This window comes from Mycobacterium paraffinicum (assembly GCF_025822865.1).
Lineage (GTDB): Bacteria > Actinomycetota > Actinomycetes > Mycobacteriales > Mycobacteriaceae > Mycobacterium > Mycobacterium paraffinicum.
Window position 1 is genome coordinate 15,754 of the sequence record NZ_JACKUR010000021.1, and the last position, 26,987, is coordinate 42,740.

24 protein-coding genes and 1 pseudogene are annotated in these 26,987 nt (G+C 68.0%); 16 read left to right on the top strand and 9 right to left on the bottom strand.

The annotated features are described in order from the left end of the window. Nucleotides 1-3 precede the first annotated feature (3 nt). Nucleotides 4-867 (bottom strand): helix-turn-helix domain-containing protein, encoded by an 864-nt coding sequence (locus tag H7J89_RS08700; RefSeq protein ID WP_264043775.1) that lies wholly within the window; start codon nucleotides 865-867, stop codon nucleotides 4-6. 123 nt (nucleotides 868-990) lie between these two features. Here H7J89_RS08700 and H7J89_RS08705 point away from each other — a divergent pair, with 123 nt between their 5' ends. The 7 genes from H7J89_RS08705 (at nucleotide 991) to H7J89_RS08735 (ending at nucleotide 10,186) form a co-directional block, all read left to right on the top strand. Then, entirely contained in the window at nucleotides 991-2,034 is a 1,044-nt protein-coding gene (locus tag H7J89_RS08705) for a zinc-binding dehydrogenase (protein ID WP_264043777.1), read from the top strand. Next, a complete protein-coding gene (locus H7J89_RS08710; RefSeq protein ID WP_264041900.1) occupies nucleotides 2,031-2,444 on the top strand; it encodes a nuclear transport factor 2 family protein in 414 nt (137 codons plus the stop codon). Before H7J89_RS08705 ends, H7J89_RS08710 begins: the two co-directional genes overlap by 4 nt. After that, a complete protein-coding gene (locus tag H7J89_RS08715; RefSeq protein WP_264041902.1) occupies nucleotides 2,445-3,263 on the top strand; it encodes an SDR family NAD(P)-dependent oxidoreductase in 819 nt (272 codons plus the stop codon). Nucleotides 3,264-3,524: 261 nt separating this feature from the next. Continuing rightward, complete coding sequence (locus H7J89_RS08720) at nucleotides 3,525-4,817, top strand: calcium:cation antiporter family protein (protein WP_264041904.1); 1,293 nt, start codon at nucleotides 3,525-3,527, stop codon at nucleotides 4,815-4,817. Between the two features lie 107 nt (nucleotides 4,818-4,924). Next, nucleotides 4,925-8,086 (top strand): adenylate/guanylate cyclase domain-containing protein, encoded by a 3,162-nt coding sequence (locus H7J89_RS08725; protein ID WP_264041906.1) that lies wholly within the window; start codon nucleotides 4,925-4,927, stop codon nucleotides 8,084-8,086. A 42-nt stretch (nucleotides 8,087-8,128) separates the two neighbouring features. Further along, on the top strand, nucleotides 8,129-8,968 hold the full coding sequence (locus tag H7J89_RS08730) for an SDR family oxidoreductase (protein WP_264041908.1): 840 nt from the start codon (nucleotides 8,129-8,131) through the stop codon (nucleotides 8,966-8,968). A 57-nt stretch (nucleotides 8,969-9,025) separates the two neighbouring features. Further along, nucleotides 9,026-10,186, top strand: a complete 1,161-nt coding sequence (locus tag H7J89_RS08735; RefSeq protein WP_264041910.1) for a Zn-dependent alcohol dehydrogenase — start codon at nucleotides 9,026-9,028, stop codon at nucleotides 10,184-10,186. Here the strand turns inward: H7J89_RS08735 and H7J89_RS08740 are convergent. From H7J89_RS08740 to H7J89_RS08750, 3 genes are read right to left on the bottom strand one after another with little or no spacing between them, the layout of a single operon-like run. Next, nucleotides 10,067-11,695 carry a flavin-containing monooxygenase gene (locus H7J89_RS08740; protein WP_264041912.1) on the bottom strand — a complete coding sequence of 543 codons (1,629 nt, stop codon included), beginning with the start codon at nucleotides 11,693-11,695 and terminating at the stop codon, nucleotides 10,067-10,069. The genes H7J89_RS08735 and H7J89_RS08740 overlap by 120 nt on opposite strands. After that, a complete protein-coding gene (locus H7J89_RS08745) occupies nucleotides 11,692-13,491 on the bottom strand; it encodes a flavin-containing monooxygenase (protein ID WP_264041914.1) in 1,800 nt (599 codons plus the stop codon). The genes H7J89_RS08740 and H7J89_RS08745 overlap by 4 nt, the downstream gene beginning before the upstream one ends. Before the next feature lie 51 nt (nucleotides 13,492-13,542). Continuing rightward, a complete protein-coding gene (locus tag H7J89_RS08750) occupies nucleotides 13,543-14,211 on the bottom strand; it encodes a TetR/AcrR family transcriptional regulator (RefSeq protein WP_264041916.1) in 669 nt (222 codons plus the stop codon). 143 nt (nucleotides 14,212-14,354) lie between these two features. Here H7J89_RS08750 and H7J89_RS08755 point away from each other — a divergent pair, with 143 nt between their 5' ends. Further along, on the top strand, nucleotides 14,355-14,996 hold the full coding sequence (locus H7J89_RS08755; protein WP_264041918.1) for a TetR family transcriptional regulator: 642 nt from the start codon (nucleotides 14,355-14,357) through the stop codon (nucleotides 14,994-14,996). Further along, the gene (locus H7J89_RS08760; RefSeq protein ID WP_264041920.1) at nucleotides 14,993-15,970 is read left to right on the top strand and encodes an LLM class flavin-dependent oxidoreductase; all 978 of its coding nucleotides are present in this window, start codon (nucleotides 14,993-14,995) and stop codon (nucleotides 15,968-15,970) included. Before H7J89_RS08755 ends, H7J89_RS08760 begins: the two co-directional genes overlap by 4 nt. Here H7J89_RS08760 and H7J89_RS08765 read toward each other — a convergent pair. Together H7J89_RS08765 and H7J89_RS08770 are read right to left on the bottom strand one after the other, a co-directional pair. After that, nucleotides 15,938-16,450 carry a YkgB family protein gene (locus H7J89_RS08765; RefSeq protein ID WP_264041922.1) on the bottom strand — a complete coding sequence of 171 codons (513 nt, stop codon included), beginning with the start codon at nucleotides 16,448-16,450 and terminating at the stop codon, nucleotides 15,938-15,940. The genes H7J89_RS08760 and H7J89_RS08765 overlap by 33 nt on opposite strands. Before the next feature lie 31 nt (nucleotides 16,451-16,481). Further along, nucleotides 16,482-17,159, bottom strand: a complete 678-nt coding sequence (locus H7J89_RS08770; RefSeq protein WP_264041924.1) for a peroxiredoxin-like family protein — start codon at nucleotides 17,157-17,159, stop codon at nucleotides 16,482-16,484. 67 nt (nucleotides 17,160-17,226) lie between these two features. Between H7J89_RS08770 and H7J89_RS08775 the strand changes: the two genes are divergently transcribed. Beyond that, complete coding sequence (locus H7J89_RS08775) at nucleotides 17,227-17,928, top strand: TetR/AcrR family transcriptional regulator (protein WP_264041926.1); 702 nt, start codon at nucleotides 17,227-17,229, stop codon at nucleotides 17,926-17,928. 16 nt (nucleotides 17,929-17,944) lie between these two features. On the opposite strand, the gene H7J89_RS08780 is transcribed toward H7J89_RS08775, so the two are convergent. Beyond that, complete coding sequence (locus tag H7J89_RS08780; protein ID WP_264041928.1) at nucleotides 17,945-18,418, bottom strand: SRPBCC family protein; 474 nt, start codon at nucleotides 18,416-18,418, stop codon at nucleotides 17,945-17,947. A gap of 129 nt (nucleotides 18,419-18,547) precedes the next feature. Between H7J89_RS08780 and H7J89_RS08785 the strand changes: the two are divergent. Continuing rightward, nucleotides 18,548-19,368: pseudogene (locus tag H7J89_RS08785) on the top strand (mycofactocin-coupled SDR family oxidoreductase). A gap of 147 nt (nucleotides 19,369-19,515) precedes the next feature. Here the strand turns inward: H7J89_RS08785 and H7J89_RS08790 are convergent. Then, nucleotides 19,516-19,671, bottom strand: coding sequence for a hypothetical protein (locus tag H7J89_RS08790; RefSeq protein ID WP_264041930.1), 156 nt, complete (start codon nucleotides 19,669-19,671; stop codon nucleotides 19,516-19,518). A gap of 266 nt (nucleotides 19,672-19,937) precedes the next feature. Here H7J89_RS08790 and H7J89_RS08795 point away from each other — a divergent pair, with 266 nt between their 5' ends. The 5 genes from H7J89_RS08795 to H7J89_RS08815 all read left to right on the top strand — a co-directional run bounded on the left by H7J89_RS08795 (nucleotide 19,938) and on the right by H7J89_RS08815 (nucleotide 25,598). Further along, nucleotides 19,938-20,525: a hypothetical protein gene (locus H7J89_RS08795; RefSeq protein WP_264041931.1), complete on the top strand. Its 588-nt coding sequence runs from the start codon at nucleotides 19,938-19,940 to the stop codon at nucleotides 20,523-20,525. Between the two features lie 92 nt (nucleotides 20,526-20,617). Next, nucleotides 20,618-20,830 (top strand): heavy-metal-associated domain-containing protein, encoded by a 213-nt coding sequence (locus H7J89_RS08800; protein ID WP_264041933.1) that lies wholly within the window; start codon nucleotides 20,618-20,620, stop codon nucleotides 20,828-20,830. Further along, nucleotides 20,827-23,055, top strand: a complete 2,229-nt coding sequence (locus H7J89_RS08805) for a heavy metal translocating P-type ATPase (RefSeq protein WP_264041936.1) — start codon at nucleotides 20,827-20,829, stop codon at nucleotides 23,053-23,055. The genes H7J89_RS08800 and H7J89_RS08805 overlap by 4 nt, the downstream gene beginning before the upstream one ends. A gap of 132 nt (nucleotides 23,056-23,187) precedes the next feature. Next, nucleotides 23,188-24,579 (top strand): alpha/beta hydrolase, encoded by a 1,392-nt coding sequence (locus H7J89_RS08810; RefSeq protein ID WP_264041937.1) that lies wholly within the window; start codon nucleotides 23,188-23,190, stop codon nucleotides 24,577-24,579. 206 nt (nucleotides 24,580-24,785) lie between these two features. Continuing rightward, nucleotides 24,786-25,598 (top strand): polysaccharide deacetylase family protein, encoded by an 813-nt coding sequence (locus H7J89_RS08815; protein ID WP_264041939.1) that lies wholly within the window; start codon nucleotides 24,786-24,788, stop codon nucleotides 25,596-25,598. Nucleotides 25,599-25,603: 5 nt separating this feature from the next. On the opposite strand, the gene H7J89_RS08820 is transcribed toward H7J89_RS08815, so the two are convergent. Beyond that, entirely contained in the window at nucleotides 25,604-26,980 is a 1,377-nt protein-coding gene (locus tag H7J89_RS08820; RefSeq protein ID WP_264041941.1) for an FAD-binding oxidoreductase, read from the bottom strand. Nucleotides 26,981-26,987: the final 7 nt, after the last annotated feature.

Here is a 26,987-nt window from a genome sequence, read left to right on the forward strand (position 1 = left end):
AGCCTAGACGGCGCGGTCGACCGCGGTCGGTCGCGACGGGGGCAGGCTGATCGCCGTCGTTTCGTCGGTCAGGCGTTTGCCGATGACCCGGATCTGCCGCGCCGAGAGCGGGCACAGCGGATGGACGGCCACCATCAGCGCGACGTGTCCTTCCTCGAAAACCGGTGCGGCGATGGTCACCACGGGTTGCTTGCGCCGCCCCGGGTTGTCGTCGGAGAGGAAGCCGATGGTGGTGAACTCGACGAGTAACTGATCCAGGATGTGCCGCACCGGCGTGGGCATCTCGTCGCTGTCGAGCGTGCCGACGACCTGCACCGCCTGGGCCAGTGCGGGCGTCGTCCAGTCGACGTCGAAGCCGCGCTCGCGCGTGTGCGCAAGCACCTGTTCGAGCCGCCGGATGCGATCGGGATTGTTGCCCGCACCGCGGCGGATCCACACGCGTTGTTGCTCCCCGTCGTCCCACGCGGCGAGCGCGACTCCGAAGGGCGGGGCATACGGGATCCGATCGCCCGGTATTCCGGACGGCTGGGTGGCGGGCTCGCCCTCAAAAGCGGTGACCACCAACGAATCTCCGAAACGCTCGACCACGGAGCAGGCGTAGCCGACATCGCGGGACAACCGCACTGCCGCGGCACGGGCCGCGTGCGCGAGCGGCCGGGCGGTGTCCGTCCGCGCCGCCACCACGGCCAACGCCGGGCCCAGGGTGAACGTCTTGGCGACCGGATCGCGGCTGGCCCATCCCCGGTCGCACAGCGTCTTGAGAATCGCGTGGGCGGTCGCCTGGGTGAGCCCTAGTTCGCGCACGATGTCGGAGAATCGCAGCCGCGCATTCCCGGACCGGGCCAGGAGCTCGACAACGTCGAGCACCCGGGCGGTCGGCGCAGATGTCGATCCGCGAATGGCTTGACTCCTCTGCCACACGATTTAGAGTGAGACGGATATTTTCGAGATCATATATCGGTTATTCGAGAAAGTAACGCATTGCGCGCTGTGGTGCTGAGGGGCGGCCGGCTCCAGGTCCGCGAGACGACGGACCCCGAACCCGGACCCGGTGAGCTGTTGCTGCGCACGCTGAGCACTGCCATCTGCGCGTCCGACGTGCATTTCATGGACCATCCGGAGCTCGCCGTCGACGATCCGACCGGTCGCTCGCTGTACGACACCGACCGCGACATCGTGCTCGGACACGAGTTCGTCGGCGAGGTCGTCGGCCACGGACCCGGCTGCACGGATCAGTTCGCGGTGGCTACGCGCGTGACGGCCATGCCGGTGCGGCTCGTCGACGGTGGCGCCGGCGGCATGCGGATCATCGGCCAGCATCCGGAAGCGCAGGGCAGTTTCGCTGAGCTGCTGGTGGTTTCGGAGGTGGCGACCAAGCCTGTCCCCGGTGACGTCTCCAGTGACGCCGTCGCACTGACCGACGCGTTCGCCGTCGGCGAGTTCTACGTTCGGTCGGCGCGGATGCAACCGGGTGAGGTCGCCATCGTGATCGGCGCGGGTGCGATCGGCCTGTCGGCCGTAGCCGCACTGTCCAGCCGCGGGATCGAGCCGATTCTCGTGGCGGACTACAAGGTTGACCGCCGTGAGCTGGCCCGTGAGCGTTTCGGCGCCCACGTCGCGGTGGACGCGGGCGAGAAGTCGCCGTTCGACGCGTTCAGCGAGGTGCGCGCCCAGCACGGATTGCCCGGTCCGGCAGTCGTTTTCGAGTGCGTCGGCGCGAGCGGGCTGATTCAGAAGATCGTCGAGTCCGCCGAGATGGGAACCCGCCTCTACTGCGCGGGCGGTTGGTACACCGGTGACACGCTCGACATCACCACCGCCACTCGCCAAGGCGTCACCATCCAATTCGGCGGCGGTCCACACCCGCAGGACTGGTATGGCACGCTCGACGCCATCGCGGCGCGAAGGCTGGACCCGCTCCCCAGCGTGGGCAAGGTCATCGGCCTCGACGAAGTGCCCGACGCGCTCGAGCTCGCCCGCCGGTCGGCCGGTCCGCCGCGGATCGTCGTCCATCCGAACGGAGACCTGCCATGACCGAACGTGATGACCGTCAGGACATCTCCGAGCTCCTGGTGCGCTACGCCACCGGGATAGACCGGCGCGACTGGCCGCTGTTTCGCAGTGTGTTCACCGCGGATTGCGAGCTCGACTACGGCGAGATCGGGTCGTGGACCGGCATCGACGCCGTAACTGAATTCATGGACAAGACACACGCGCTAGCGGGCCAGACCCTGCACCGCCTGACCAATCAGGTCATCACGGTCGATGGTGATAACGCCACGGCACGCACCTATGTCGACGCGGTAATCATGTTCGGCGACAACCAGTCCGGCGTCAACGCATGGGGCTTCTACGACGACGAGATCGTCCGGGCCCGCGATGGCTGGCGCCTTGCGCGGCGCCGGTTCACCCAAGTGCGGATCACGACATTCGGGAGCCCCTAGATGACGTTCGCAACCAAGTACGGGCCGTGGGCGCTGGTGGCCGGCGCCTCAGACGGGGTGGGCGCGGCGTTCGCCCGCGGGCTCGCCGACCGTGGCATCAGCGTGGTGCTGATCGCCCGCCGACAGGCCGTCCTCGACGAAGTCGCGGCCCAGATCGAGCGGGAAACGGCAGCGTCCACGCGGACCCTCGCCATCGATCTCGTCGAACCGGGCGCGGCGGCGGCGATCGCCGCGGCGACCGATGACCTGGAAGTCGGCCTCCTGGTGTACTGCGCGGGTGCCGACCCGAACTTCGAGCCGTTCCTCGCCAATCCGGTCGAAGCCGCCGAGGCGATGGTGCAGCGCAACTGCATGGTGCCGATGCAGCTGTGCCACCACTTCGCGGGCCCCATGGTCGAGCGGGGCCGCGGCGGGATCGTGCTCTTCGGGTCCGGCGCCGGCCTGGCCGGCGGGGCCAACATGGTCGCCTACGGTGCCTCGAAGGCGTTCGACATGGTGTTCGCCGAGGCCCTCTGGGCAGAGCTGCACGACAAGGGCGTCGACGTCCTCGGCCTCATCCTGGGCAAGACCGACACGCCCGCGTTGCGGCAACTCGAGCACAGCCGCGGCCAGATCGGTTCGCTCGACGAGGCGCCGCCAGGCGCGGCCGCCGTGGCCGACGTCATCGCGGAGGCATTCAACAATCTCGGAAACGGGCCGACCCTGATGGTCGGCGACATGATGCGCGCCGCCGAACGAATGCTGGCGTCGCTAACCCGCAACCAAGCCGTCGAACTGTTCGCCCAAGCCGCGGCCGCGGCCATGGGCCCGGACAACTAGCAGGAACCTCCTGCCCTAGCGGCGCGTCGTACTGCACAGGGGCGGTTTTGCGGACCGGAAGGTTTGCCAAACTTCGAAATCAGGTCAGCCTAACTTTTCTGCAGCGGCCTGCTGGCCAGCAAAGATAGCGTTTCGCGGAAGGCCGCTCCGCCTGCAGAGTACGTTGCTGGCGACGAGCTTCACGCGTAACTTGGGTACTCGTTAGGCACGGCTAACCCGGCCGGCCTAGCCGCCACACTCGCCACCCCTCCCCATCGAAGGATGACGATGCTCGCCACAGACAGGCCCGCGGCCGCGGTTTCGACGGCAGAACGCTCGCGGCGTCGCACCCTGGCGCGTTCTGCACTGATCACCGCCGCCTTCGTCGCCCCTGCGATGGTGATACGCGTCCTCGGCCTGCACACCGACCCGGTCGTCGCCCTGCTGATCTTCGGTGCTGCGGTGGTGTCGGCCAGCTTCCTGCTGGCCTGGGCGGCCGAAGCCGCGCAGATCGATGTCTCCGGTGGGCTGGCAACGGCGGTGCTGGCGCTCATCGCGGTGCTGCCCGAGTACGCCGTCGACCTGTATTACGCGTACGTGTCCGGCCACAACCCGGACTACACGCAATACGCCGCCGCCAACATGACGGGTTCCAACCGGCTGCTGATGGGTCTCGGCTGGCCCGTCGTGGTGTTGGTCAGCATCCTGGTGGCGCGCAAGGCCGGCTCCGGCAATGCCACCGGCCTGGCGCTGCAACCGACCAACCGCGTCGAACTCGGATTCCTGTTGATCGCCGGCATCATCGCGTTCGCGATACCGGCGAGCGGCGAAATTCACTTCGGGCTGGGGTTGGCGCTGCTGGCATGGTTCGGCTTCTACCTCTACAAGGTCAGCCACGGGGACGTGGAGGAGCCCGACCTGATCGGGACCGCCGCCGCCCTGGGCGAGCTACCCGATCGCAGCCGGCGCATCGTCGTTGTCAGCCTCTTTCTAGCGTCCGGTGCGGTGATTCTGCTGTGCGCCAAACCGTTCGCCGACAACTTGGTCGCCGCGGGCACCGAACTGGGCATCGACAAGTTCCTGCTAGTCCAGTGGCTCGCCCCGCTCGCCTCGGAGGCCCCGGAGTTCATCGTCGCGATCATCTTCGCCGCGCGGGGCAAGGGCACGGCGGCCATCGCCACCCTGATTTCCTCCAAGGTCAACCAGTGGACGCTGCTGATCGGGTCGCTGCCGATCGCCCACCTGCTGGGCGGCGGCGGATTCTCGTTGCAGCTTGACCCGCGTCAGGTGGAAGAGGTGTTGCTCACGGCCACCCAAACCATGATGGGGGTGGCGCTGCTGTTGGCGCTGCGATTCCACCGCGCCGCCGCGGTCACCCTGCTCGGCCTGTTCGTGGTGCAATTCCCGATAGCCACGACGCATGGCCGGCTGCTGCTCTGCGCCGTCTACACCGCGGTCGCCATCGTCGCGCTGATCCGGTACCGCCGCGACCTGCCGGCCACCCTCCGGGCGCCGTTCTACGGGAAGGCCATCCGGCACAGCGGTCACCCCCACCATCCGGTGCCAGACCCCTAACCCCCGACGGACGCGCGCCCAGCAAAGCATCAATACCCGCGCTTCCTCCCGGCAAGCCACCTATTGTTAGCAACTGGGGTGGTACGACCTGGATGGGTGGTGCTCACGTGACGACGTCGACCGTGGCGTGCCCGTCATGCGGCGAGGAATTGCGTGCCACCGCAAAGTTCTGTGACGAGTGCGGGTCGCCGATGGCGCCGGTTGCGACGTCGGCGGAGTACAAACAGGTGACCGTGCTGTTCGCGGACGTCGTGCGGTCGATGGATATCGCCGCTGCGGTCGGCGCAGAACGGCTCCGCGAGATCATGGGCGAGCTCGTCGAGCGGGCGGCGGCGGTGGTGCAACGATTCGGCGGCAGGGTGGACAAATTCACCGGCGACGGGATCATGGCCGTGTTTGGTGCGCCGATCGCGTTGGAAGATCACGCTTTTCGCGCCTGCCTGGCGGCCCTCGGGATCCAGGACGAGGCTGGACGCGTGGCGGGTGAGGTCGCGCGCCGAGACAAGATCGACCTGCGGCTGCGAGTGGGCCTGAATTCGGGCCAGGTGATCGCCGGCGAAATCGGCTCCGGCGCTTTGGGTTACACCGCCATCGGTGAGCAGGTGGGCATGGCCCAGCGCATGGAGTCGGTAGCGCCACCGGGCGGGGTGATGCTCAGCGAGTCGACCGCGCGGCTGGTCGACGATGCTGCCGACCTCTCAGATCCGGAGATGGTGCACGTCAAAGGCGCGAAGGACCCGGTCACGGCTCGCCGCTTGATCGCTGCCACAAGCCATCACAGCCAGCGCAAAGACCCGCATTTGGTCGGGCGCACATGGGAACTCAACACCATCGCCGGCATCCTCGATGAGGCAGTCGGCGGCGCCGGATGCGTCATCGATGTGGTTGGACCGCCGGGCATCGGCAAGAGCCGTACCGTTCGCGAATCGGCGGCATTGGCGAGAAACCGCGGCATGGACGTCATCACCGCTTACTGCGAATCCCATACCAGCGATATCCCGTTCCACGCGGTGACGGGTTTATTGCGCGCCGCCCTCGGGGTCGACGGGCTGGACGACGCGGCCGCACGGGCACAGCTGGAAGCCCGGTTCCCGAACGCCGACAGTGAGGATCTCTGGCTGGTCGACGACCTGCTCGGCATTGCGGATCCCACCGTCGAGGCGCCCAACATCGAGGGCGATGCCCGGCGGCGGCGTCTGACCGCGCTCGTGACTGCCGCATGGGTGAATCGCCGCGGCTCGGCGCTGTATGTGATCGAGGACGCCCATTGGATCGACGAGGTCAGCGAGTCGATGCTCGCCGACTTTCTGACGGTGATCCGGCAAACCCGCTCGATGATGCTGATCACCTATCGGCCCGAGTACCAAGGCGCGCTGGCCGCCATTCCGGGCGCACAGACGATCGCGTTGCGTCCGCTGAACAACACCCAAACAGTGGCGCTGATCGGCGAACTGATCGGCACCGACGCCTCGGTGCACGGGCTCGCAGAAGTCATCTCCGAACGTGCGGGCGGCAACCCGTTCTTCGCCGAGGAGATCGTGCGCGACCTCGCCGAGCGGGGCTCGATTCAAGGCGAGCGGGGTTCCTACCTGCTCCATGGCGAGATCGCCGACATTACGGCCCCGCCGACATTGCACGCCGTCATCGCCGCCCGCATCGACCGCCTGAGCCTCCCGGCCAAACGCACGCTCTGCGCGGCCGCGGTCATCGGAACGCGGTTCAGTCCGGACCTCGTCAGCGCGCTGGGCGTCGAACCGGTCCTCGATGAACTGGTCAAGGGCGAGCTGATCGATCAAGTCGCCTTCACCCCGAAGGTCGAATTCGCGTTTCGACATCCACTGATCCGCTTCGTGGCCTACGAATCGCAATTGAAGGCGGACCGCGACGAGCTGCACCGGCGGCTGGCCGCCCTGATCGAGCAGCGCGAGCCGGCATCGGCCGACGAAAACGCCGCGCTGATCGCCGAACATCTGAAGGCGGCGGGTGATCTGCATGCCGCCTTCGACTGGTACATGCGGGCGGGGACGTGGCTGACTCACCGCAATATCGCTGCCGCACGGGCGAGTTGGCGGCACGCACGAGACGTCGCGGACCGAATGCCTGACAGCGACCCCGACCGCGCCGCTATGCGAATCAGCCCGCGCACGCTGCTGTGCGCCAGCTCCTGGCTGGCCGGCGGGACCATGGCCGATACCGGCTTCGACGAACTACGTGACCTTGCCACCGCCGCCGGCGACAAGGTGTCGCTGGCGATGGCGATGGCCGGTTGGCTCCCGGCGCTGATCGTGCACGCCCGGTTCGACGAGGCCTCAGAGGTGGCCTCGGAACTGGAGAGCCTCCTCGACTCAATCGGCGACCCGACGTTGATCCTCGGGCTCCTCTACGCCGCGCTGCCCACAAAAATTTCGCGGGGCGAGATGACCGAGGCCTTGCGCATCGCGCAACGGACCATCGACATGGCCGACGGTGACGCCACCAAGGGCAACCTGATCATCGGCTCCCCCTTGACGGGCGCGATCGTGCTCCGGGGATGTGCGCGATGCTTCCTTGGGGATCCAGGCTGGAAGACCGATGTCGACGAGGGAACGAGGATGGTCCGTGCGTTCGAACCATCCTTGCGCGCGATCATGCTGCTGTTCAAATACAACCTCGTGCCTAACGGGATCTGGTTGCCGGACGCGGCGGCCGTACATGAGACCTCCGAAATACTTGAGATCGCGCAGCGCTCCGGCGACGACCTCACGCTGGCCTGCGCCCAGTACGTGCACGGCGTCGCCCTGTTGAGCTACGACGGCACCCCGCGCGAAGACGCCTTCACCCTGCTTGCCGCCGCGCGCGAAGCCGCCCTGCAAGAGCGCTTCACGCTTGGAGCGGCCACGTTCGTCAACCTCTTCGTCGGGAACGAGAGGTTGCGCGCCGGTGATCCCGACGGTGCGATCGAACTGCTGCGCACGACGATCGAGGAGCAATACGACAGATCCGACATGGCCATTCTCGGGGCGACCACCGCTGCACTAGTACAAGCCCTACTACACAGGGGCGGACCCTCGGATCTTTGCGAAGCGCAAGCGGCCATCGGCCGGCTGGCGGCCGTGCCGATCGACACCGGATTCGTCCTGCACGACCTGTGGCTGCTGCCGATGCGCGCGGCGGAGGCACGAGCGCTCGGCGACGATGTCGCTTATCGGGACTATCGTGACCGCTACCGCGCGATGGCGAATTCACTGGGCTTCGAAGGGCACATCGCCTGGGCCGAGGCGATGGAGTAGCCCGGCTCAGGTCCCGATACCGGTGCGTATACGGTCCCAGGTATGAATCGAGTGTCGGTGATCACGGGTGGCGCGGGCGGCATGGGGCAGGCCACCGCCAAGATCGTCGGCCGCGACCACACCCTGGTCCTTTGCGATGTCCGACAGGACCGGCTCACGGGGGCGGCCGCAACCCTGGAAGGGCTCGGGGTGACGGTCACGGCCGTCAACTGCGACGTCACCGACCGGCGGGCGGTCGCCGACCTGTTCGGCACCGCGGGCAACCTCGGGACGCTCGCCTCGGTCATCCACACCGCGGGAGTGAGCCCGAGCATGGGCCCTGCCGACTACGTGATGCGGACGAATGCCCTCGGCACGCTCAACGTCAACGAGGCGTTCTACGCGGCGGCCGGCGACGGCTCCGTGATCGTCAACGTGGCGTCGATGGCGGCCCACCTGTTGCCGGCGGAAATGGTTCCGGTGGACCAATTTCCGCTGGCGCTGCAGGACGCCGACGCCTTCATGGAGGCCATGCTGACGACCTGCAACATCGTGCCCGAGGAGGCGAGGTCCGGCATCGCCTACGCCGTCAGCAAGAGCTTCGTGAAGTGGTACAGCCAGTCGCAGGCGGAGAGATTCAACGCGCGCGGATTGCGCATCCTCTCGGTCTCGCCGGGGTCGGTCGACACCGAGATGGGCCGGCTCGAGGAGCAGGCGGGCGCCGGCGCGATGGTCACCAACGCCGCGGTCCCGCGATGGGGCAAGCCCGAGGAGATGGCCGAGCTGCTCGCCTTCTGCGCCAGTGACAAGGCCGGCTACCTGACCGGCACCGACATCCTCAACGACGGCGGAGTGATCGCCTCGATGACCGAGCGCGCGAGGGTGGCCGCCGCCGCCGGTTGAGCCCGCCGCTCGGACATCCGTGCCATCGAATGGCCCCGGCAGAAAGGCGCCACGACGATGCGAAGCCGTGCGGCCATCCTCTACGAGTACGGCACTTCGTGGACCGTCGAGGAGTTCGAGCTGGACCCGCCGAAGGCGGGCGAGGTGCTGGTGCGGCTGGCCGCCTGCGGGCTCTGCCACTCCGACGAACACATCCGGCAGGGGAGGCTGGCCGCGCCACCAGAAACGTTGCGCGCCTTGGGGTTACCCGCCATGTCGCCGACGATCGGCGGGCATGAGGGCTCCGGTGTGGTCATCGATGTCGGGGCGGGCGTCGCCGGGTTCGCGCCGGGCGATCACGTCGTGACGTCCTTCGTCGCGGTCTGCGGCCAGTGCCGCTGGTGCGCCTCGGGGATGGAGTACCTCTGCGACACGGGGTCGGGCACCCTGGCGCCGGGCATGCCGACGGACGGCACCTTTCGCCATCACACCGTCGACGGGCGCGACCTCGGCCACGTGTCCAAAATCGGTGCGTTCGCCGAACACACTGTCGTGGCGGCGAATTCGCTGGTCAAGATCGACCCGGACTTTCCGCTGGTGCCCGCCGCCCTGCTGGCGTGCGCGGTACCCACCGGGTACGGGTCGGCGGCCCGGCGCGCAGCGGTGCGGGGCGGGGACACGGTGGTGGTGATCGGCACCGGCGGGATCGGCACCGCGGCCGTTCAGGGTGCCCGCATCAGCGGCGCCGCGCGGATCGTCGCGGTCGACGTGAATGCCTTCAAGCGCACCTCCGCAACGACTTTCGGCGCGACCCACGTCGCCGCGACGGCGACCGACGCGCTCGAGCTGGTGCGCGACCTGACCCGCGGCGTGATGGCGGATGCGGTCGTGGTCTCCCCCACCATGATCGGCGAGGCCGACGTCGGGGCGGCGCTGGCGCTCACCCGCAAGGGCGGCACGTGCGTGCTGACCGGGCTCCCTGCGCCCGCGACGGCCTCGATCGCCGTCGCCCTGCAAGATTTCATCCTGATGAACAAGACGTTGTGCGGCACGGTGTTCGGCTCGTGCAATCCCAAGAGTGACGTCGCGCTGCTGGCCACGCTGTACGAGTCGGGGCGGCTACTCCTCGACGAGATGATCACCAAACGCTACCGGCTCGACGACATCAACGACGCCTATGCCGACCTGGCCGCCGGCCGCCTGATCCGCGGGGTCATCGACTTCGGCTTGGGCCAGTAGCCAGTCCCGCGGCCGGAGCCGCCAGGTCCGGCGGGCGTACTCCAGCTCGGTGTAGGGCCACTGGGTGACGATGCGGCCGGTGGGCGAACGGAAGTAGCTGTCGCACCGCGTCCAGATGGTGCGCTCCAGGTCCGCGGAAAGCTGGTCGTTGTAGCGCTTTTCGGCGTCCGGGCGGACGTCGATATAGCCGCCCTTGCGCGCCACCCGGCTGACCGCGCTGGCGACCAGGCGCGCGGCGGCCTCCAGGATGTAGACGATCGAGTTGCCGCCCTGGTTGGTGTTGGGGCCGTAGAGCATGAAGAAATTCGGGAACCCGCTGACCGCGACGCCCAGGTAGGCGCTCGGGTCGTCACCCCAGCGCTCGTGCAGGCTTTGGCCGCCTTGTCCGATCACCTCGATGCCGGCGAGGTAGCGGCTGGTCTGGAATCCGGTGGCGCACACGATCGCGTCGGCGTCCACCAAGTTGCCGCTGACGGTCTCGATCGACGTCTCGGTAACTCGCGCGATCGGTTCGGTCACCAGGTCGACGTGCTCCTTCTGTAGCGCCAGATAGTAGTCGTCGCCGAGTAGCACCCGCTTGCAGCGGAAGGGATAGTCGGGTGTCAGCAGGCGGCGCAGCCGCTCGTCGGAAACGGTGCGCTCCAAGAACGATGTCGCGACCCGTGATCGATTTGCCACCTGTGGGTCTTCGACGGCGTTTCCGGCGAAGTCGTGGAACTGCTTCCAGATTCGCCACCGTTCCCTGCGAGCCGCCCACGGCTGTCGGCGAAACCTCGCCAGCTCCCGATCACTGAACGGACGGTCGTCCTTGGGCACCATCCAGGGCGGCGTTCGCTGAAAAACGGTGACACCCGAGGCGATTCGAGCGAGTTCGGGCACCGCCTGCACTGCGCTGGCGCCGGTACCGATCACCGCGACTTTCCGGCCGGACAGATCCACGCCCGGATCCCACGCCGATGTGTGCATCAAGTGGCCGCGGTAGCCGGTCAGGCCCTCGATGTTGGGCAGTCTGGGAGCGCCGAACAGGCCGACAGCGCTGACCACCACATCGGCACGCAACGTGGTGACGGTGTCGCTATTCGGTCGGTGCAGCTGCAATTCCCACTGCCGGGCGCGCTCGTCCCATCTCGCCTGCCGCACGTAAGTGCGCAAGATCAGGTGGCGCCGCAGGTCGAAGTCGTCGGCCACGGATTCGAGGTAGCCAAGGATCTCGGGTTGCCGTGCGTAGGTCCGGCTCCAGGATCTGTTCGGGGCGAACGAGAACGAATACAGGTGGCTTTGCACGTCGCATGCGGCGCCGGGATAGGTGTTGCGCCGCCAGGTGCCCCCGACGCCGTCGTCGCCCTCGATGACGACCAAATCGTCGATGCCGGCCCGGCGGAGCGCCACCGCCGCGCCGAGGCCGCCGAAGCCCGCACCGATGATGGCCACCTTCGGTGGGCGCCGGCGCCGGGTCGCCGCCCGCAGCCTGCCGACGCCGTAGCGCCAGCGGGCCTGCCGACTGGTCACGGCCCGGCCTCGCCGCCGCGTATCAGGTAGCCGTCCAGGCCACCGCCGGCCCGCCACGCGCGCAGCATATCGGCGTACTCCGTGGGTGCGCCGAAGAAGAAGCTGCCCTGCCGAGTCTTGTTGTCCGCCTTGCCCTCCCGGTTGTAGTAGCCCGGGGTGCAGGTCTGGGCGCGCTCGGCGCTCGCGGCCGACCGGGTGACAACGGTGTCGATCCAGGCGGATTCGGCGGCGGGCGCCGCCTCGACTTCGGCGACGCCGCGCTCGAGCGCCCAGGCGATGATCCACGCCGCGTGGGTCGCCTGCACGTCCAGCAGGTAGGGAAAGTTCACCGTCAGGCCCGCCTGCGCGATGCTTTCGATGAAGCAATTCGGGAAGTTCGTCGTACACAGGCCTTGAAAGGTGCGCACCCCGTCGCGCCAGTGCTCGGTGAGCGACACTCCGTCTCGGCCAATCAGCTCGAAACCGGTGCGCCGGCAGTAGTCGGTGCCCACCTCGAAACCCGTTGCGAAGATCATGCAGTCGAGCTCGTAGGGCACACCGTCGACGACCACACCGGACTCGGTGATGCGCTGCACGCCGCGGCCGCGGGTGTCGACCAGCGTGACGTTGTCGCGGTTGAAGGTCTGCAGATACTCGTCGTGGAAGCAGGGCCGTTTGCAGAAATACCCGTACCACGGTTTTAGCGCCTCCGCGGTGGCCGGATCGCTGACGATGTCGTCGACCCGCGCCCGGATCTCCTCCATCTTGGCGAAGTCCGCGATCTCGATGTCGCGGCCGCGCTGCGCCGGGTCGACGGCCCCGTCCCCGTCATGGCGCATCACCGGCAGCTTGCGCGTAATGCTCGTCCAGGCGTCGGCGACCAGGTCCGCATCGGCCTGGCCGCCGGCCGTCAGGATCTGGAAGTTCTCGATGCGTTCGCGCTGCCATCCCGGCCGTAATGTGCTGGCCCACTGGGAATCCGTGGCGCGGTTGGCCCGCACGTCCACCGATGACGGCGTGCGCTGGAAGACGTAGAGCCGCTGCGCAGCCCGGGCGAGATGCGGGACGCACTGGATCGCCGTGGCGCCGGTGCCGATGATGCCCACGCGCTTGCCGGCGAGCCGCTCGAGGTTGTCTCCGGTGTAGGCGTAGTCCCACCGGCTGGTATGAAACGCGTGGCCGCGAAAAGCCCCGAGGCCTTCGATGCCGGGCAGCTTGGGTTTGGCCTGATAGCCGTTGGCCATGGACACGAACCGGGCCCGCATCTCATCGCCCCGGTCGGTGCGGATGATCCACCGTGATTCATCGCCGTCCCAGCGGATCTCACGCACGTCGGTCTGCAGGCAAGCGTCGCGGTACAGGTCGTAGTGCCGCGCGATGCGCTGGCAGTGCGCGAAGATCTCCGGTCCCTTGGCGTATTTCTCGGTGGGAACGTAGCCGAGCTCCTCCAGCAGCGGCATGTACACGTACGACTCGACGTCGCAGGCGATTCCGGGATACCGGTTCCAGTACCAGGTGCCGCCCACGTCGGCCGCCCGGTCGATCAGCCGCACGCTTTCCACACCGAGCTGGCGCAGCCGCACCCCCGTCAACAAACCGCCGAAGCCGGCGCCGATGACCGCGACGTCCACCTCGTCGGTCAGCGGTTCGCGATCGAATTTCCCGTCGGCCCAAGGGTCTTCGGCGAAGCGGGCGAACGCGCCCGCCATCTCCACGTACTGCGCGATGCCATCCGGGCGCAATCGCCGCGCACGCTCTTCGGCGTACCTGCGTCGCAGCGCGTCGACGTCGAACGTCACGGCAACGGTTTCAGTCACGGCCAGGCATCCTCTCGTGGCCCCGACTATATAATCAATCGCTTGATCGTATCAAGGGCGGCGTCGGTCGGTCGTGTCCCCTGCCTGGGGCGATCCCGGCTCACCCGCGACGAACAGCGTCCCCCTGACCATTTTCTTGGCGGAGTCCAGCGCGGCGTGGTAGCCCCGCGCCGGCGACGTGGCCCCCAGCTCGGTCAACCCGTAGATGAGCGCGTAGACGGCTTCGACGATGCTGTCCCGATCCGGCCGGTGCGCGAGTTCGCCTTGCCGGTAGGCGTCGTCGACGACGCCTTCGATGATCTCCCGGAATGCCTGAAACCGCGCGCCACCCGCGAGCCGCGCATCGCCGTCGGCCACGCCCTCGGCGCGGATCACCCACTCGAAGGCGGCGAGATCCGGATACTCGCGCATGAGCCGGCCCGATTCGTCGAGCACCGCCTCGATGCGATCGATGGCGGTCCCGGCGCCCGCGGCGGCCGCCCGCAGTCGAGGCAATGCGACATCGGTGCGTGCCGCGATCGCGGCCTTGATCAACTCGGCCTTGTTCGGAAAGTAGTTGTACAGGCTGGCGCTGGTGACGTTCGCGGTGCGGGCGATCTCACGGATGGTGGCCCGTGAGTACCCCGCGGTGGCCACACAGCGCATGGTGGCGGCGACGATCCGCCGGCGGGTCTCCTCGCCGCTGGCGCCGACCGGGCGTCCACGCTGCGCCCGCGTCACCGTGCTCTCCCCACTCGCGCGTCCTGTCCGCCGGCTCCGAGTGCCCGGCATGGTCGAATATAATCGAGTGATCGATTAGTTTTGGCTTCCGCGCGGAGGTGCGCAGTGTGTGATGGACGGACCTGCGACGGGTTCCGCGCGGCATGAGCGTCGCGCCGTCGCAATTGGGCCGCCCGGTAGGCGCAGACGGGGAGCAGACCCGCGCGCGGATCATCACCGCGGCGATGCGGTGTGTGGCCGAGATGGGCTACTCCCGCACCACGATTCGCGAGATCGCCCGGGCCGCCGACATGACCAGCGGCAGCCTGTACCACTACTTTCCGAACAAGACCGAGTTGCTGGAAGCGTCCGTTACCGAAATGGAGGACATCGCGTCACCCCGGCTGCGGGCCGCCGCCGCCCGGGCCGACGGGGCGGTCGATCGCCTGAAGGCGGTGTTGGACGAGTCGAGCAGGTTGATGCGCGAGTACCCCTATTTGGCCGCCTTCGATCGGGCGATTCGCAGTGAAAGCAACGAGCATCCGGCCAGCGGCCGGCCAAGGTACGCGGGGCTGAAAGCGTTGCGCGACACCGTCACTGAGATCCTCACCGAGGCCCGGGCGCAGGGTGCGCTGCCTCCAGACATCCGCCCGGACGCGGCGGCCGATGCGATTCACGCACTGGCGCGGGGTCTCACGGAGCGGGCCGCCACTCTGACTCCGGACGCGTACGCGGCCGCACTGGATTCGGCCAAAGACCTGATCAGCGGAACGCTCTTCGCGCGCCCGGCCGGCGCACAGCGATGACGTTACTCACCGCCCTGCGGCTCAACATGACCAATGTCGCCGATCCCACAGCGCGCCAGGCGGATCGCTACCGGGCTGCGCTGGACATGGCGGAGTTCGCCGATCACCGCGGCTTCACCGCCGTCAGCGCAGAAGAACATCACCTGGCGGCCACGAGTTGGCTTCCGTCGCCGTTGATCCTGGCCGCCGCGGTGGCGGGGCGCACACGCAGCGTACGGATCAGCATCAACGCGTTGATCGTCCCGCTCTACGATCCGATTCGGCTGGCCGAGGACGTCGCCGTGCTGGACAACCTCACCCAGGGCCGCTTCAGTTTCGTCGCCGGCATGGGTTACCGGCCCGAGGAGTACCGGGCCGCCGGCAAGGACTGGTCCAGGCGGGCGACCCTGATGGACCACTGCCTGGCGGTGCTGCTCAAGGCATGGAGCGATCGGCCGTTCGAATACGACGGCGCGGTCATCAACGTCACCCCGAAACCGTTTACCCGTCCGCATCCGATCCTTTTCGTCGGCGGTATGACCGCCGCCGCGGCCCGGCGCGCGGCCCGCCTCGGGCTTCCGTTCTCACCGCCGATGGCCATGCCAGAGGTCGAAGCGGTGTATACGCAGGAGTTGCGCGACCGCGGGAACGAGGGTTTCGTCTACCACCCCGAGAACGGAAGCACCGTCACCCTGCTGCACGCCGATCCCGACGAAGCGTGGTCGCGCTACGGCGACTTCATCCTGGCGGAGGCGGTCGAGTACAGCGCTTGGAAGCGCGCCGGCGTACCGCGGCCCAACGAAACCGCACCGGCCTCGATCCGGGACCTGCGCCGCCTCAACCATGTCGAGATCCTGACTCCGGAACAGTTGATCGATCAGATCCACGGTGGCCGAAGGGAAGTCGTGATCAACCCGCTCATCGGCGGCCTTCCGATCGACGCGGGCTGGTCCAGCCTGCACCTAATGGCCGACGAAGTTCTGCCCAACGTGTGACCTGCCCGCCGACAGCGCGTCGCCCAGGCTCCACACCGCGACGCCGATCAGCACCAGATCCTTCAGCAGGAACTGGCCGGGCAGGGCCGACAACACCGGAAGACCACCGGCATGCGTCGCGACCACCCCCGGTGTGGTGAAGAGGAAGCTCAGCGTTCCCAGGAACAGCACCACCGCCAGCGCGCTGCCGGCCGCCGATGCCCGCGGCCACACCGGCCGAACCGCGATGAGAAGGGCGGCAACGATTTCCATCGTCCCCAGCCCGCGCGCGACGGTGGCAACACTGAAAACCTGGTAGATCCAGCTCATCAGCGGGCTGTGCTCGATGAGCACGCGGGATTCCATCTTCACGTACTTCCCGAACCCGATCCAGGCCAGAACGATGACGAGGCCGTAGCGGCCGATGAGCTGTCCCGACCGGGTCAGCGGCTGCGCCAACGGGTTTGAGCTGGCGCGCGTTACGACGGGGTTTTCGTCCACAAGATGAGGACGAATTCGCGAAGCCCTGGGTTCACTCGAGGCTGCTCAGGGCAGCGACGATGTCCGCGACCTCGGTGCGGGTGGTGTAGTCGGGGTGGATGTCGATCCAGCGAATGGTCCCGGCGTGGTCGACGATGGCCACGGTCGGCATTGGCAGTCCGAGCGTTCCATCGGCGTTGACTTCGGCCAGCTCGAGGCCCAGGTTGCGTTGGGCGGCCCTGGCCCCTTCGCTGGGTGCGGTGAGTACGCCCAACCCGGCCGCGACCTGATTGCCGGGATCGGACAACACGGTGAAACTCAACTCGTTGATCTCCTGCGTCGACAGTGAACCGTCGGGCTTTTGCGGGCTGATCGCCACCAGCTCGACGTCGCGCCGCGCCAGCTGCGGGACCAGTTGCTCCTGATACGCGCGCAGCGTCAGGTTGCAGTACGGGCACCACGCACCGCGGTACAGCACGACCACCGCACTGCGTCCCCCGACACTCTGGGCAAGGGTGGTGGGCACTCCGCGCGCATCCAGCAGCTGGGCATCGGGCATTGCGTCGCCGGGGGCGGCGACGCCGACCGGTATACCGCCGGCCCGTAGCTGCTCCTGCTCGGCGCTGAAGGTGCTGACGACGTCCTCAGGCAACTGGCTTGCCATGCCCTGCTGGAATTGCGCGACCCGGTACGCGATCGTGGTCTCGTTGGTGTCGGCGGTGCTGGTCATGAGTTCATTGCCCTTCACATGCGTGCCGGCTTGGCGCACAACGGCTTCCGGCATCGATTAGTAGACGATGACGTTCAGCCTGCTCAACCGAAAATGGAGTGTCAACTCCAAAAAGAGTAGTTTGTGGGGGTTCCTCCACGGAAGGAAGCTTATGGCTCCGGTCCCCTACGAGAAGCTGACCGCGAAGGGCCGCGCAACCCGCGAGCGCATCGTGGCCGCCGCTTCCGAATTGATGCTGCAGCGCGGCGTCGCGCGGACAACCATCGAAGACATTCAGGAGGCCGCGGCCATCAGCACCTCGCAGATGTATCACTACTTCGCCGACAAGAGCGATCTCGTCGCCGCCGTCATCGACTTTCAGACCGACCGTGTGCTCGGCGTGCAGCACCTGGGTCTCGACCGTATCGACAGCCTCGAGGACTTGTACCGCTGGCGCGGCATCATGGTGAACCTGGTGCGCGACATGGGCTGCGCGGGCGGCTGCCCGATCGGCTCGATGGCCAACGAGCTGTCGGAGTCGGATCCGATCGCGCGAGCGCAGCTTGCGCGATCATTTGCTCAGTGGGAGAACATGATCCACGACAGCCTGCTAGCGATTGCCGCGCGCGGCGAGTTGGCCGACGGAACGGACATCGAGCGCGTCGCGCTGGCGATGCTCGCCGGCATCCAGGGCGGGTTACTGCTCAGCCAGGTCCGTCGCGACACCGCGCCTCTGGAGGCCGCGGTCGACACCATGATCGAACACCTGCGACGCCTCGGCATGGGGTGACGCGTCGGAAACCCGGTTAGCGCGCGGCGTAACGATCGCGCAACTGGGCCAGCGTCGCTTCGATTCCGGCGGCGTTGCCTTTGCACGCCCCGATCCGCTCGTAGTACTTCAACGCGTTCTTGACCTCACCGGCGTCGCGATAATCGAACGTCTCCGTGACCCGGGTCCGGGTCGGCGAGAGCGCCTCGAATTGCCACCGCCAGCGGTGCCCCACCGGGTGACGCCATTCGACCAGTTCGTTCGGTTTCAGGGCCGTCACCGTGCTGGTGATGCGGTACGGCAGGCCATACATCTTCATCTTGGTCGAAAACTTCGACCCCACAGTCAGTTCCGCGGGAACGCTGATGTTGTCCCGCACGGTGCCCGACCCATCCAGTTCGCTGTGTCGTCGGGGATCGGCGGCCATCGCGTACAGTTCGGCGGCCGGCGCGGCCACTTCGACCGACCGGCTTACCTGCCGCGGGCCCGCGTCGACAACGGTGACGGTCATGATCTTTCCTTTCGGCTGTCCGGCAGCGTCAGGTCGACGCTACGCTCGCCGAGTCGAACTCAGAACAGCAGACTTCCCGCCGCGGGTGGCCGCGGCGGGAGCCCGCGTCGGGAGGAGCCGAAAGTAGCAATGAGGCAATCCATTTCGGGAAAGGTGGCCCTGATCACCGGTGCGGCGCGGGGGCAGGGCCGGGCGCACGCCGTGCGCCTGGCCGCCGAGGGCGCCGACATCATCGCGGTTGACATCGCCGGGCCGCTGCCGCCGAGCGTTCCGTATGACTCGCCGACACCGAGGATCTGGCCGAGACTGCACGACTGGTGAGCGCCAACGACCAACGGGTCGTCACCGCGGCCGTCGACATCCGTGACCTCGAGGCACTCAAGCGTGCGGTCGACGCGGCGGTGGCCGAACTGGGCCGCCTCGACATCATCGTCGCCAACGCCGGGATCTGCAGTCCCGCCCCGTGGGATCAGATCACCGCGGAAGCGTTCCGCGACACCATCGACACGAACGTGACCGGCACCTGGAACACGGTGATGGCCGGCGCTCAGCACATCATCGACGGCGGGCGGGGAGGGTCGATCATCCTCATCGGCTCGGCCGCCGGCATCAACATGCAGTCGTTCATGATCCACTACACGGCGAGCAAGCACGCGGTCGTCGGGATGGCCCGCGCATTCGCCGCCGAGCTCGGCCGGCACAACATCCGCGTCAACAGCCTGAACCCCGGAGCGGTGTCGACACCGATGGGTACCGGCCGCATGCGCGAGGCGCTGCAAGCCGCCGCCGATACCTACCCGCACTTGCGGGGCCTGCACAAGCCGCTGCTGCCCGAGGGGATCGCCCAACCGGAGGACATCGCCGACGCCGTGGCCTGGCTTGTTTCCGACCAGTCCCGGTTGGTCACGGCGACCCAGCTTTCGGTCGATATCGGCGTGGGCTACGTCTGAGCCGGTCGGGACAAGCAAACCGCGTCTCCTCGCGACGCGAAACCATTGCCGCTATCGGCTGTGATCGATATGGTCGCCGGTCATGGGCGTATTGCGCTTCCTCTGGCAACGTGTGCTTGCCTTCGAACGGCTAGGCTCGCGTATACCTCAGCTAATCCAGACATGGCTGACTGAGTTTTTCTTCGTGATGCCGTTGACGTTCTTCTTCGGCAAGGTCATCGACATCCACGGCGCACTGGGCGTGCCCGGCACCGGCGAACGGCTCGACGCGACGTTCTGGGGAGCGCTCGTGGTCTCGCTCATTTTCGGGTACTTCTTCGTCCGCTCCCTCGTCAAGCCCCGGATCGTGCAGGGCAGTTGGACGCCGACGGTGCACGCGGATATCGGGCCGGTGACCGTCTACGGCGGCAACCCCGCCTGGCGCGTGACCTACCCGTACCTGACCAGTCACCCGTCGTACGCGCTTCTCTTACTGATCACCGCTCCGATCCCCGCCGTGATGTGGGCGGCCACCGTCAACCAGGGCGACAGCACGTTCTACTGGCGAGCGTGCGGCATCGTCGGCCTGGTTGTCATCGCGGGTGGCGCTGGCGCGCGTATTGGCTTGGTATGTCTTTCGATTCGGCCGTCGCCAGCTCGACACGCAACTGCATGGCTTGGAGATGTCGCAGCGTCGACTCGGGTGGGAAATCGCCTGGAAGCCGGTGCTGGTTTTGGTGACCTTGATGTACGCCGTCGTGTGCATCCCGTTGGGCGTGCTGTGGCTGAAGGAACAGCGGACGATCGCGGCCCTCCCGGTCGTCACCGCCGCCGACTCGGAACATCCCGGCGAATATCGCCGCGTGAAAGGCACCGTGGCCTCGAAGCCCGTCTACTGGGCTCCGCGGGGCTCGGGTCGCGGCGCGAACAACTACGCGGGAGCCGGTGTGCTGGTGGCGCTGCCAGGCGGCGGCGAGGCGCTGGTGCTGGCCGACTCGATGGCTGTCCCGGACTTCAAGGGGATGATGTCGCGCGTTCACGACGGCCAGCTCACGGCCACCGGCAAGGTGATCGATGCCGTCACGTCCGATCAGCGGAAGTACTACGGCTTCGATGAGGCCGCGTTCCCCGCGTCACCTTCTACGGGCCGGGTCGTGCTGTTGTTGTCCCAGCCCTGACCGCGGGTCACGGGATCCGGCAGAATCGTGTTGCCCGGGTGCGGCCCACGCACATGACGAGGCAACGCCCGACGTGCATCGGAAGGAAGGTCATGACCACGAGCGAATACCGGGTCGACGGGATGAGCTGTGGCCACTGCGAGGCGGCCGTCAAGGATGAGGTCGGCCGCCTCCCGGGTGTGGAGCGCGTGGAGGTCAGCGCGGACACGGGCAGGCTGGTGGTCACGAGTTCTGTTCCCGTCGACGCGGCCGCGGTCCTCGGCGCGGTGGACGAGGCCGGCTACGAGGCCGTCCTGGTGGCATGAGCGCGGCGCCGGTGAGCCAGATCGAGCTGACGATCGCGGGAATGACGTGCGCGTCCTGCGCCGCCCGGATCGAGAAGAAGCTCAACCGGCTCGACGGCGTGGTCGCCACCGTCAACTACGCCACGGAAAAGGCCGCCCTCACGGTCCCCTCGGGATACGACCCGCGCTTGCTGATCGCGGCCGTCGAACAGGCCGGTTACACCGCCGCGCTGCCGCGGGAAAGTTCCGTTCCGGCCGACGATCCCGAGCTGAGCGCGCTGCGCACCCGGCTGATCACCACGGCCGCGCTCGCCGGCCCGGTGATCGCCATGGCGATGATTCCCGCGTTGCAGTTCCGCTATTGGCAGTGGGCATCGCTTGTCCTGGCCGCGCCGGTCGTCGTATGGGGCGGCCGGCCCTTCCACGCCGCGGCCTGGGCCAACCTCAAACGCGGCGCCGCGACCATGGACACGCTCGTCTCGATCGGCACGCTGGCGGCGTTCCTCTGGTCGCTGTACGCGCTGTTCTTGGGGACGGCCGGACAACCGGGGATGCACGACGGCTTCCAGCTGACCGTCCGGCCCTCCGACGGCGCGGGCAACATCTACCTCGAAGTCGCCACGGGCGTCACCCTGTTCGTACTGGCCGGGCGGTACTTCGAGAAGCGCTCCAAGCGGACCGCGGGCGCCGCCCTGCGCGCCCTGCTGGAGCTCGGGGCCAAGGATGTCGCGGTGTTGCGGGACGGCGCCGAGACGCGCATCCCGGTGGACTGCCTCGCGGTCGGCGACCAGTTCGTGGTGCGGCCCGGGGAGAAGGTGGCCACCGACGGCATCGTGGTCTCGGGTTCCTCGGCCGTGGACGCCTCGATGCTCACCGGCGAATCCGTCCCCGTCGAGGTCGGCGAGGGCGACACCGTCACCGGCGCGACCGTCAACGTCGGCGGGCGCCTCGTCGTGCGCGCCGTCCGGGTCGGCGGCGACACCCAGCTCGCGCACATGGCCAAGCTGGTCGAGGAGGCCCAATCGGGCAAGGCCGAGGTGCAGCGGCTCGCCGACCGCGTCTCCGGCGTCTTCGTCCCCGTGGTGATCGGCATCGCCCTGGCGACGCTCGGCGGGTGGGTCGCGCTGGGCTTCCCGCTCACCACGGCCCTGACCGCGGCCGTCGCGGTGCTGATCATCGCCTGCCCGTGCGCGCTGGGGCTGGCGACCCCGACGGCCCTGCTGGTCGGCACCGGGCGCGCGGCTCAGCTCGGCGTGCTGATCAAGGGCCCCCAAGTTCTGGAGTCCACGCGCAACGTCGACACGATCGTGCTCGACAAAACCGGCACCGTCACCACCGGGAAGATGACTCTCGTCGACGTGATCATCGGGCCGGGGACCGACCGCCAAACGCTGCTGCGCTACGCCGGTGCGCTCGAGGATGCGTCCGAACATCCCATCGGGCGGGCCATCGCGTGGGCCGCCAGAGCCGAGCTCGGTGCCCTGCCCGCCGCCGCGCGCTTCGTCGGCCTCGAAGGCATCGGCGTGCGAGGAGACGTTGACGGCCACACCGTCGTCATCGGGCGGGCGAGCCTGCTGGCCGACGGGGGTCAGCCGCTGGATGCGGCGCTGTCGGCGGGCAAGGCCCGTGCCGAGGGCGAGGGCAAGACCGCGGTCGCCGTCGGCTGGGACGGCCGCGCCCGCGGGATCCTGGTGCTCGCCGACACCGTCAAACCGACCAGCGCCGAAGCGGTCCGGCAGTTCAAGCGGCTGGGCCTGACGCCGATCCTGCTGACCGGCGACAACCGGACCGTCGCGGATCGGATCGCCGACCAGGTCGGCATCACGCAAGTGATCGCCGAGACGACGCCGGCCGACAAGGTCGCCGCCATCCGGCGGCTGCAGTCCGAGGGGAAGGTCGTCGCGATGGTCGGTGACGGCGTCAACGACGCCGCGGCTCTGGCGACCGCCGATCTCGGGGTGGCGATGGGCACCGGCACCGACGTCGCGATCGAAGCCGCCGACCTCACCGTCACGCGCGGTGACCTACGCGCCGCCGTCGATGCGATTCGGCTGTCCCGGCGCACGCTGAGGACAATCGAAACCAACATGTTCTGGGCGTTCGGCTACAACATCGCCGCGATCCCGCTCGCCGCGCTCGGCATGCTCAACCCGATGCTGGCGGGCGCCGCGATGGCATTTTCCAGCGTTTTCGTAGTCGCAAACAGCCTGCGGCTGCGCTCGTTCAGCAGCGTCACGGCCACCTAGATCACCGCGCCCACACGCCACGCTGGCAGGCGGACGGATGGGGCTGGTGTGGGATAGTTGTTCGACCCCCGCGTTCGAAAAGACCACGGGTCCGCCCCGCGCAGCGATCGACTCAGCAAAGGCAAACGACCGTTGGACCAATTCTTCGGACGACTGTCCCTGCTGCACGGCTGGTTTCCGCCGACCGTGCAGGGACTGACGCTGCTGGTGTTGGTCATCGCGATCCAGTGGCGCGCGCCGCGCTGGCTCAAGCGGGTGCTGCCCGTCGCCCTGATCGCGGCCGTCGCGGTAACCGCGCTCGCGTACTGGTACATCACGTCGCTCGGCGTGGCCGGGGACCCGGCGCCGGCGACGCTGTGGCTGTGGATCGCGATGAGCGGCCTGGCCGCCGCAATCTTCCTGGTGGGCTGGCGGGGCGTCCGCTGGTGGCGTCGCGGGGTGGCCGTGCTGTCCGTACCGCTGTGCGCCTTGTGCGCTGGACTGGCGTTGAACGGCTGGGTGGGCTACTTCCCGACGGCGCTTGCCGCATGGAATCAACTGACCTCCGTGCCGTTGCCCGACCAGATCGACCGGCTGCGGGTTACCGAGATGCAGGTCGCCGGGACCAGGCCTACCAAGGGCGTGGTGGTGCCGGTCGATATCGACGACAACGCCTCCCACTTTCGCCACCGCCGAGAATTGGTCTATTTGCCGCCCGCATGGTTCAACAGCAATCCGCCACCCCGACTGCCGGCGGTCATGATGATCAGCTCGGCGTTCAATACCCCGGCCGACTGGCTCGGTCCGGGCGGCGCTTTCACCGCCATCGACAACTTCGCCGCCGCGCATCACGGCTTCTCCCCGGTGCTGGTGTTCGTCGATCCCACCGGTTCGTTCGACAACGACACCGAGTGCGTCAACGGCAGCCGGGGCAACGCCGCCGATCACCTCTCCAAGGACATCGTGCCGTTCATGGTCTCGAACTTCGGCGTCAGCGCCGACCGGGCGAATTGGGGCGTCGCCGGATGGTCGATGGGCGGCACCTGCGCGGTTGACCTGGCCGTCATGCATCCGGAGCTGTTCAGCGCATTCCTGGACATCGCCGGCGACCGCAGCCCGAACGTCGGCCCCAGGGATCAGACGATCGCCAAGCTGTTCGGCGGCGACCGCACCGCCTGGGCCGCATTCGACCCCCTCACCGTGATCGCGCGGCATGGTCGTTACACCGGTTTGTCGGGCTGGTTCGACGTCCCGGGATCCTCGGAGCCGCGCGACGTCGCAGAAGAGGCCAACTCCACCGCGAGCGCCCCCAGCACGGACCCGGCCGCCAATCCGGAGGGCCAGGACGCCGCCGCCAACGCGTTGTGCGCGGCGGCCAGCGCCAACGGCATCAGCTGCGCCGTGGTCAGTCAGCCGGGCAAGCATGACTGGCCGTTTGCCGCCGGGGCGTTTGAGGCGGCGCTGCCCTGGCTGGCCTCGACGCTGGGCACACCCGCCGCCGAGCCGGTGCAGCTGCCCCACCGCGGCGGCGCGGAATCACACTGATCGCGAAATTCACAGCTGACCCTCCCGTAACGCAACCGACATATTGTTCCTGGTAGTGGTACGGTTCGCTGCTGATGGCTGGCGATTTTGTGTACGACGGGCGACCCCTCCGGGAGTCGGCTCGAGGCGCGCAGCGGCGCAGCCAACACCGGGCCCGGTCCGGATCACCTCGTCCTACGATTGCGCCCGGCCTTCGCCTGCCCGCGATGAATCGCCGTCAGTTCCTCGGTTCGCTCGCCGCGTCCGTCGTCGCCGGAGTGGGCGCGGCCCGGCTCGTCGTCGACCCGCAGCCGCGAACGTTCGCCCAGGCGCCTGGGCCTTCCGGCGTGGCGACCTCTGGCCCGACCGCCCCGTCGGCCCTGTTGCCGCCGCCGCCGCTGAGCGCCCGCATCCCGCTGCCCGGTGGGGGCGCGCTGATGAAGATCCCCGGCGAGGGTGATCTGCTCGCGCTGACCGTCGACGACGGCGTCAACAGCGAGGTGGTGCGCGCGTACACCCAGTTCGCCAAAGACACCGGCGTGCGGCTGACCTACTTCGTCAACGGCACCTACGGCTCCTGGACCGAGAACAAGGAGATGCTGCGGCCCCTGGTCGACAGCGGCCAGATCCAACTCGGCAACCACACCTGGTCACACCCGGACCTCACGACGCTGTCCAAAGAGCAAGTCGCCCAACAGCTCAGCCGCAACGACGAATTCCTGAAGAAGACGTTCGGCATCGGCGCGAAGCCGTACTGGCGGCCGCCGTACGCGAAGCGCAACGCCGTCGTCGACGCCGTGGCCGCCGACCTCGGCTATACCGTGCCGACGCTATGGTCGGGTTCGCTGTCGGATTCGACGCTGATCACCGAGGAGTACATCGTGCAGATGGCCGATCAGTACTTCACGCCGCAGGCCATCGTCATCGGGCACCTCAATCACCTGCCCGTGACGCACGTCTACCCGCAGCTCGTCGACACCATCCGCGAGCGCAACCTGCGCACCGTCACACTCAACGACGTCTTCCTCAAAACGCCGTAGCCTACTTAGCCCGCGGGCCGGATGTTCTGGTTGATCCGGAACACGTTGCCGGGATCGTACTGCGCCTTGACCTCGGTAAGCCGCGGGTAGTTCGGGCCGTAGGTCGCCCGGACCCGCTCCTGCCCCTCGTCCATCATGAAGTTCACGTAGGCACCACCGGCCGAGTACGGATGGACGGCGTCCCAGTAGTCAACAGCCCAGCGTTTCAACAACTCCGCGTTCGCCGGGTCCGGGTCCACCCCCGCGATCACTTGGGAGAAGTTGACGTCCCGGTACGCCCACGCCGTCTCGGATTGGCCGACCTGATGGACCGCGCCGTCGATCGGGTACAGGTGCATCGTGGAATGCATGGTCGGCAGCTCCTGGGCGAAGCGGGCGTGGGCCGCAACCGCGCCGTCGGGCACCGTGCGGAAGAAGTCTCCGCGCCAATACCATTGCAGCCCTTTGGGATACAGGCCGTCGAAGGTGGACTGTAGCGCCGGAAACGGCGCGGCGCCCAGCCCGTCGAAGGCCGGTTCCATCTGCCGGACCGGCGCGAACGCCTCCTCGGCGCCGGCGGGATCGCCCGTGTAGCACCAGACCACGGCGCACGCCTTCTGCAGGTGGAACGCCTCAGGGAACGGCGGCGCCGGCGGAACGGTCATGGCCGCGAAGAATCCGTAGAGATCCTCGTCCTGCGCAGGCATGAAATCCCGGTACCACGAGAGGATGTCGGCGGTGGCCGATGCCGGCCACGCCGTGGGGCCGCAGATCACGGTGTGCACGGGATGCAGCCGGAACGTGAATGACGTGACCACGCCGAAGTTTCCGCCGCCGCCGCGCAGCGCCCAGAACAGGTCTGGATGCTCGGATTCGGACGCCCGCACCACGCGGCCGTCGGCCAGCACCAGCTCGGCCTCGACCAGATTGTCGATGGTCAGGCCGTACTTGCGGGACAGGTAGCCGTGGCCGCCGCCCACGGTCAAACCCCCGACTCCGGTGGACGAGATGATGCCCGACGGCGCCGCCAACCCGTATGCGTGCGTCGCGCCGTCCACCTGCGCCCACGTCGCCCCGCCTTCGACCCGGGCGGTGCGGCTGTCGGCGTCCACGTCGATCCGGTTCATCGGCGACAGGTCGATGACCAGTCCACCGTCCACGGTGCCGAAGCCGGGGCCGTTGTGACCGCCCCCGCGGACGGCGACAACGAAGTTGCGGTCCCGCGCGAATTCCAGGGCGGTCGCGATGTCGGCGGGTGAGCCGCAGCGGGCGATCACCGCCGGCCGCTTGTCGATCATGCCGTTGTGAACCGCCCGCGCCTCCTCGTACCGCGGGTCTTCGGGCAGGATCACCTGCGAGCCGAGCCTGGCGCGTAGTTCATCGGTTGCGGTTGTGAGGCTCATGGCCCAC

Bases quoted from the DNA above. Each gene is read 5' to 3' on its own strand.
- H7J89_RS08730 (WP_264041908.1), top strand. From the start codon at position 8,129: ATGAATCGAGTGTCGGTGATCACGGGTGGCGCGGGCGGCATGGGGCAG.
- H7J89_RS08805 (WP_264041936.1), top strand. From the start codon at position 20,827: ATGAGCGCGGCGCCGGTGAGCCAGATCGAGCTGACGATCGCGGGAATG.
- H7J89_RS08755 (WP_264041918.1), top strand. From the start codon at position 14,355: ATGAGCGTCGCGCCGTCGCAATTGGGCCGCCCGGTAGGCGCAGACGGG.
- H7J89_RS08715 (WP_264041902.1), top strand. From the start codon at position 2,445: ATGACGTTCGCAACCAAGTACGGGCCGTGGGCGCTGGTGGCCGGCGCC.
- H7J89_RS08760 (WP_264041920.1), top strand. From the start codon at position 14,993: ATGACGTTACTCACCGCCCTGCGGCTCAACATGACCAATGTCGCCGAT.
- H7J89_RS08710 (WP_264041900.1), top strand. From the start codon at position 2,031: ATGACCGAACGTGATGACCGTCAGGACATCTCCGAGCTCCTGGTGCGC.
- H7J89_RS08735 (WP_264041910.1), top strand. From the start codon at position 9,026: ATGCGAAGCCGTGCGGCCATCCTCTACGAGTACGGCACTTCGTGGACC.
- H7J89_RS08770 (WP_264041924.1), bottom strand. From the start codon at position 17,159: ATGACCAGCACCGCCGACACCAACGAGACCACGATCGCGTACCGGGTC.
- H7J89_RS08775 (WP_264041926.1), top strand. From the start codon at position 17,227: ATGACGTTCAGCCTGCTCAACCGAAAATGGAGTGTCAACTCCAAAAAG.
- H7J89_RS08720 (WP_264041904.1), top strand. From the start codon at position 3,525: ATGACGATGCTCGCCACAGACAGGCCCGCGGCCGCGGTTTCGACGGCA.
- H7J89_RS08820 (WP_264041941.1), bottom strand. From the start codon at position 26,980: ATGAGCCTCACAACCGCAACCGATGAACTACGCGCCAGGCTCGGCTCG.
- H7J89_RS08815 (WP_264041939.1), top strand. From the start codon at position 24,786: ATGAATCGCCGTCAGTTCCTCGGTTCGCTCGCCGCGTCCGTCGTCGCC.
- H7J89_RS08790 (WP_264041930.1), bottom strand. From the start codon at position 19,671: ATGAGCGAGACCACGAGCGCTCCCCAGAACGTCGCGTCGAGCCGTTCG.
- H7J89_RS08780 (WP_264041928.1), bottom strand. From the start codon at position 18,418: ATGACCGTCACCGTTGTCGACGCGGGCCCGCGGCAGGTAAGCCGGTCG.
- H7J89_RS08800 (WP_264041933.1), top strand. From the start codon at position 20,618: ATGACCACGAGCGAATACCGGGTCGACGGGATGAGCTGTGGCCACTGC.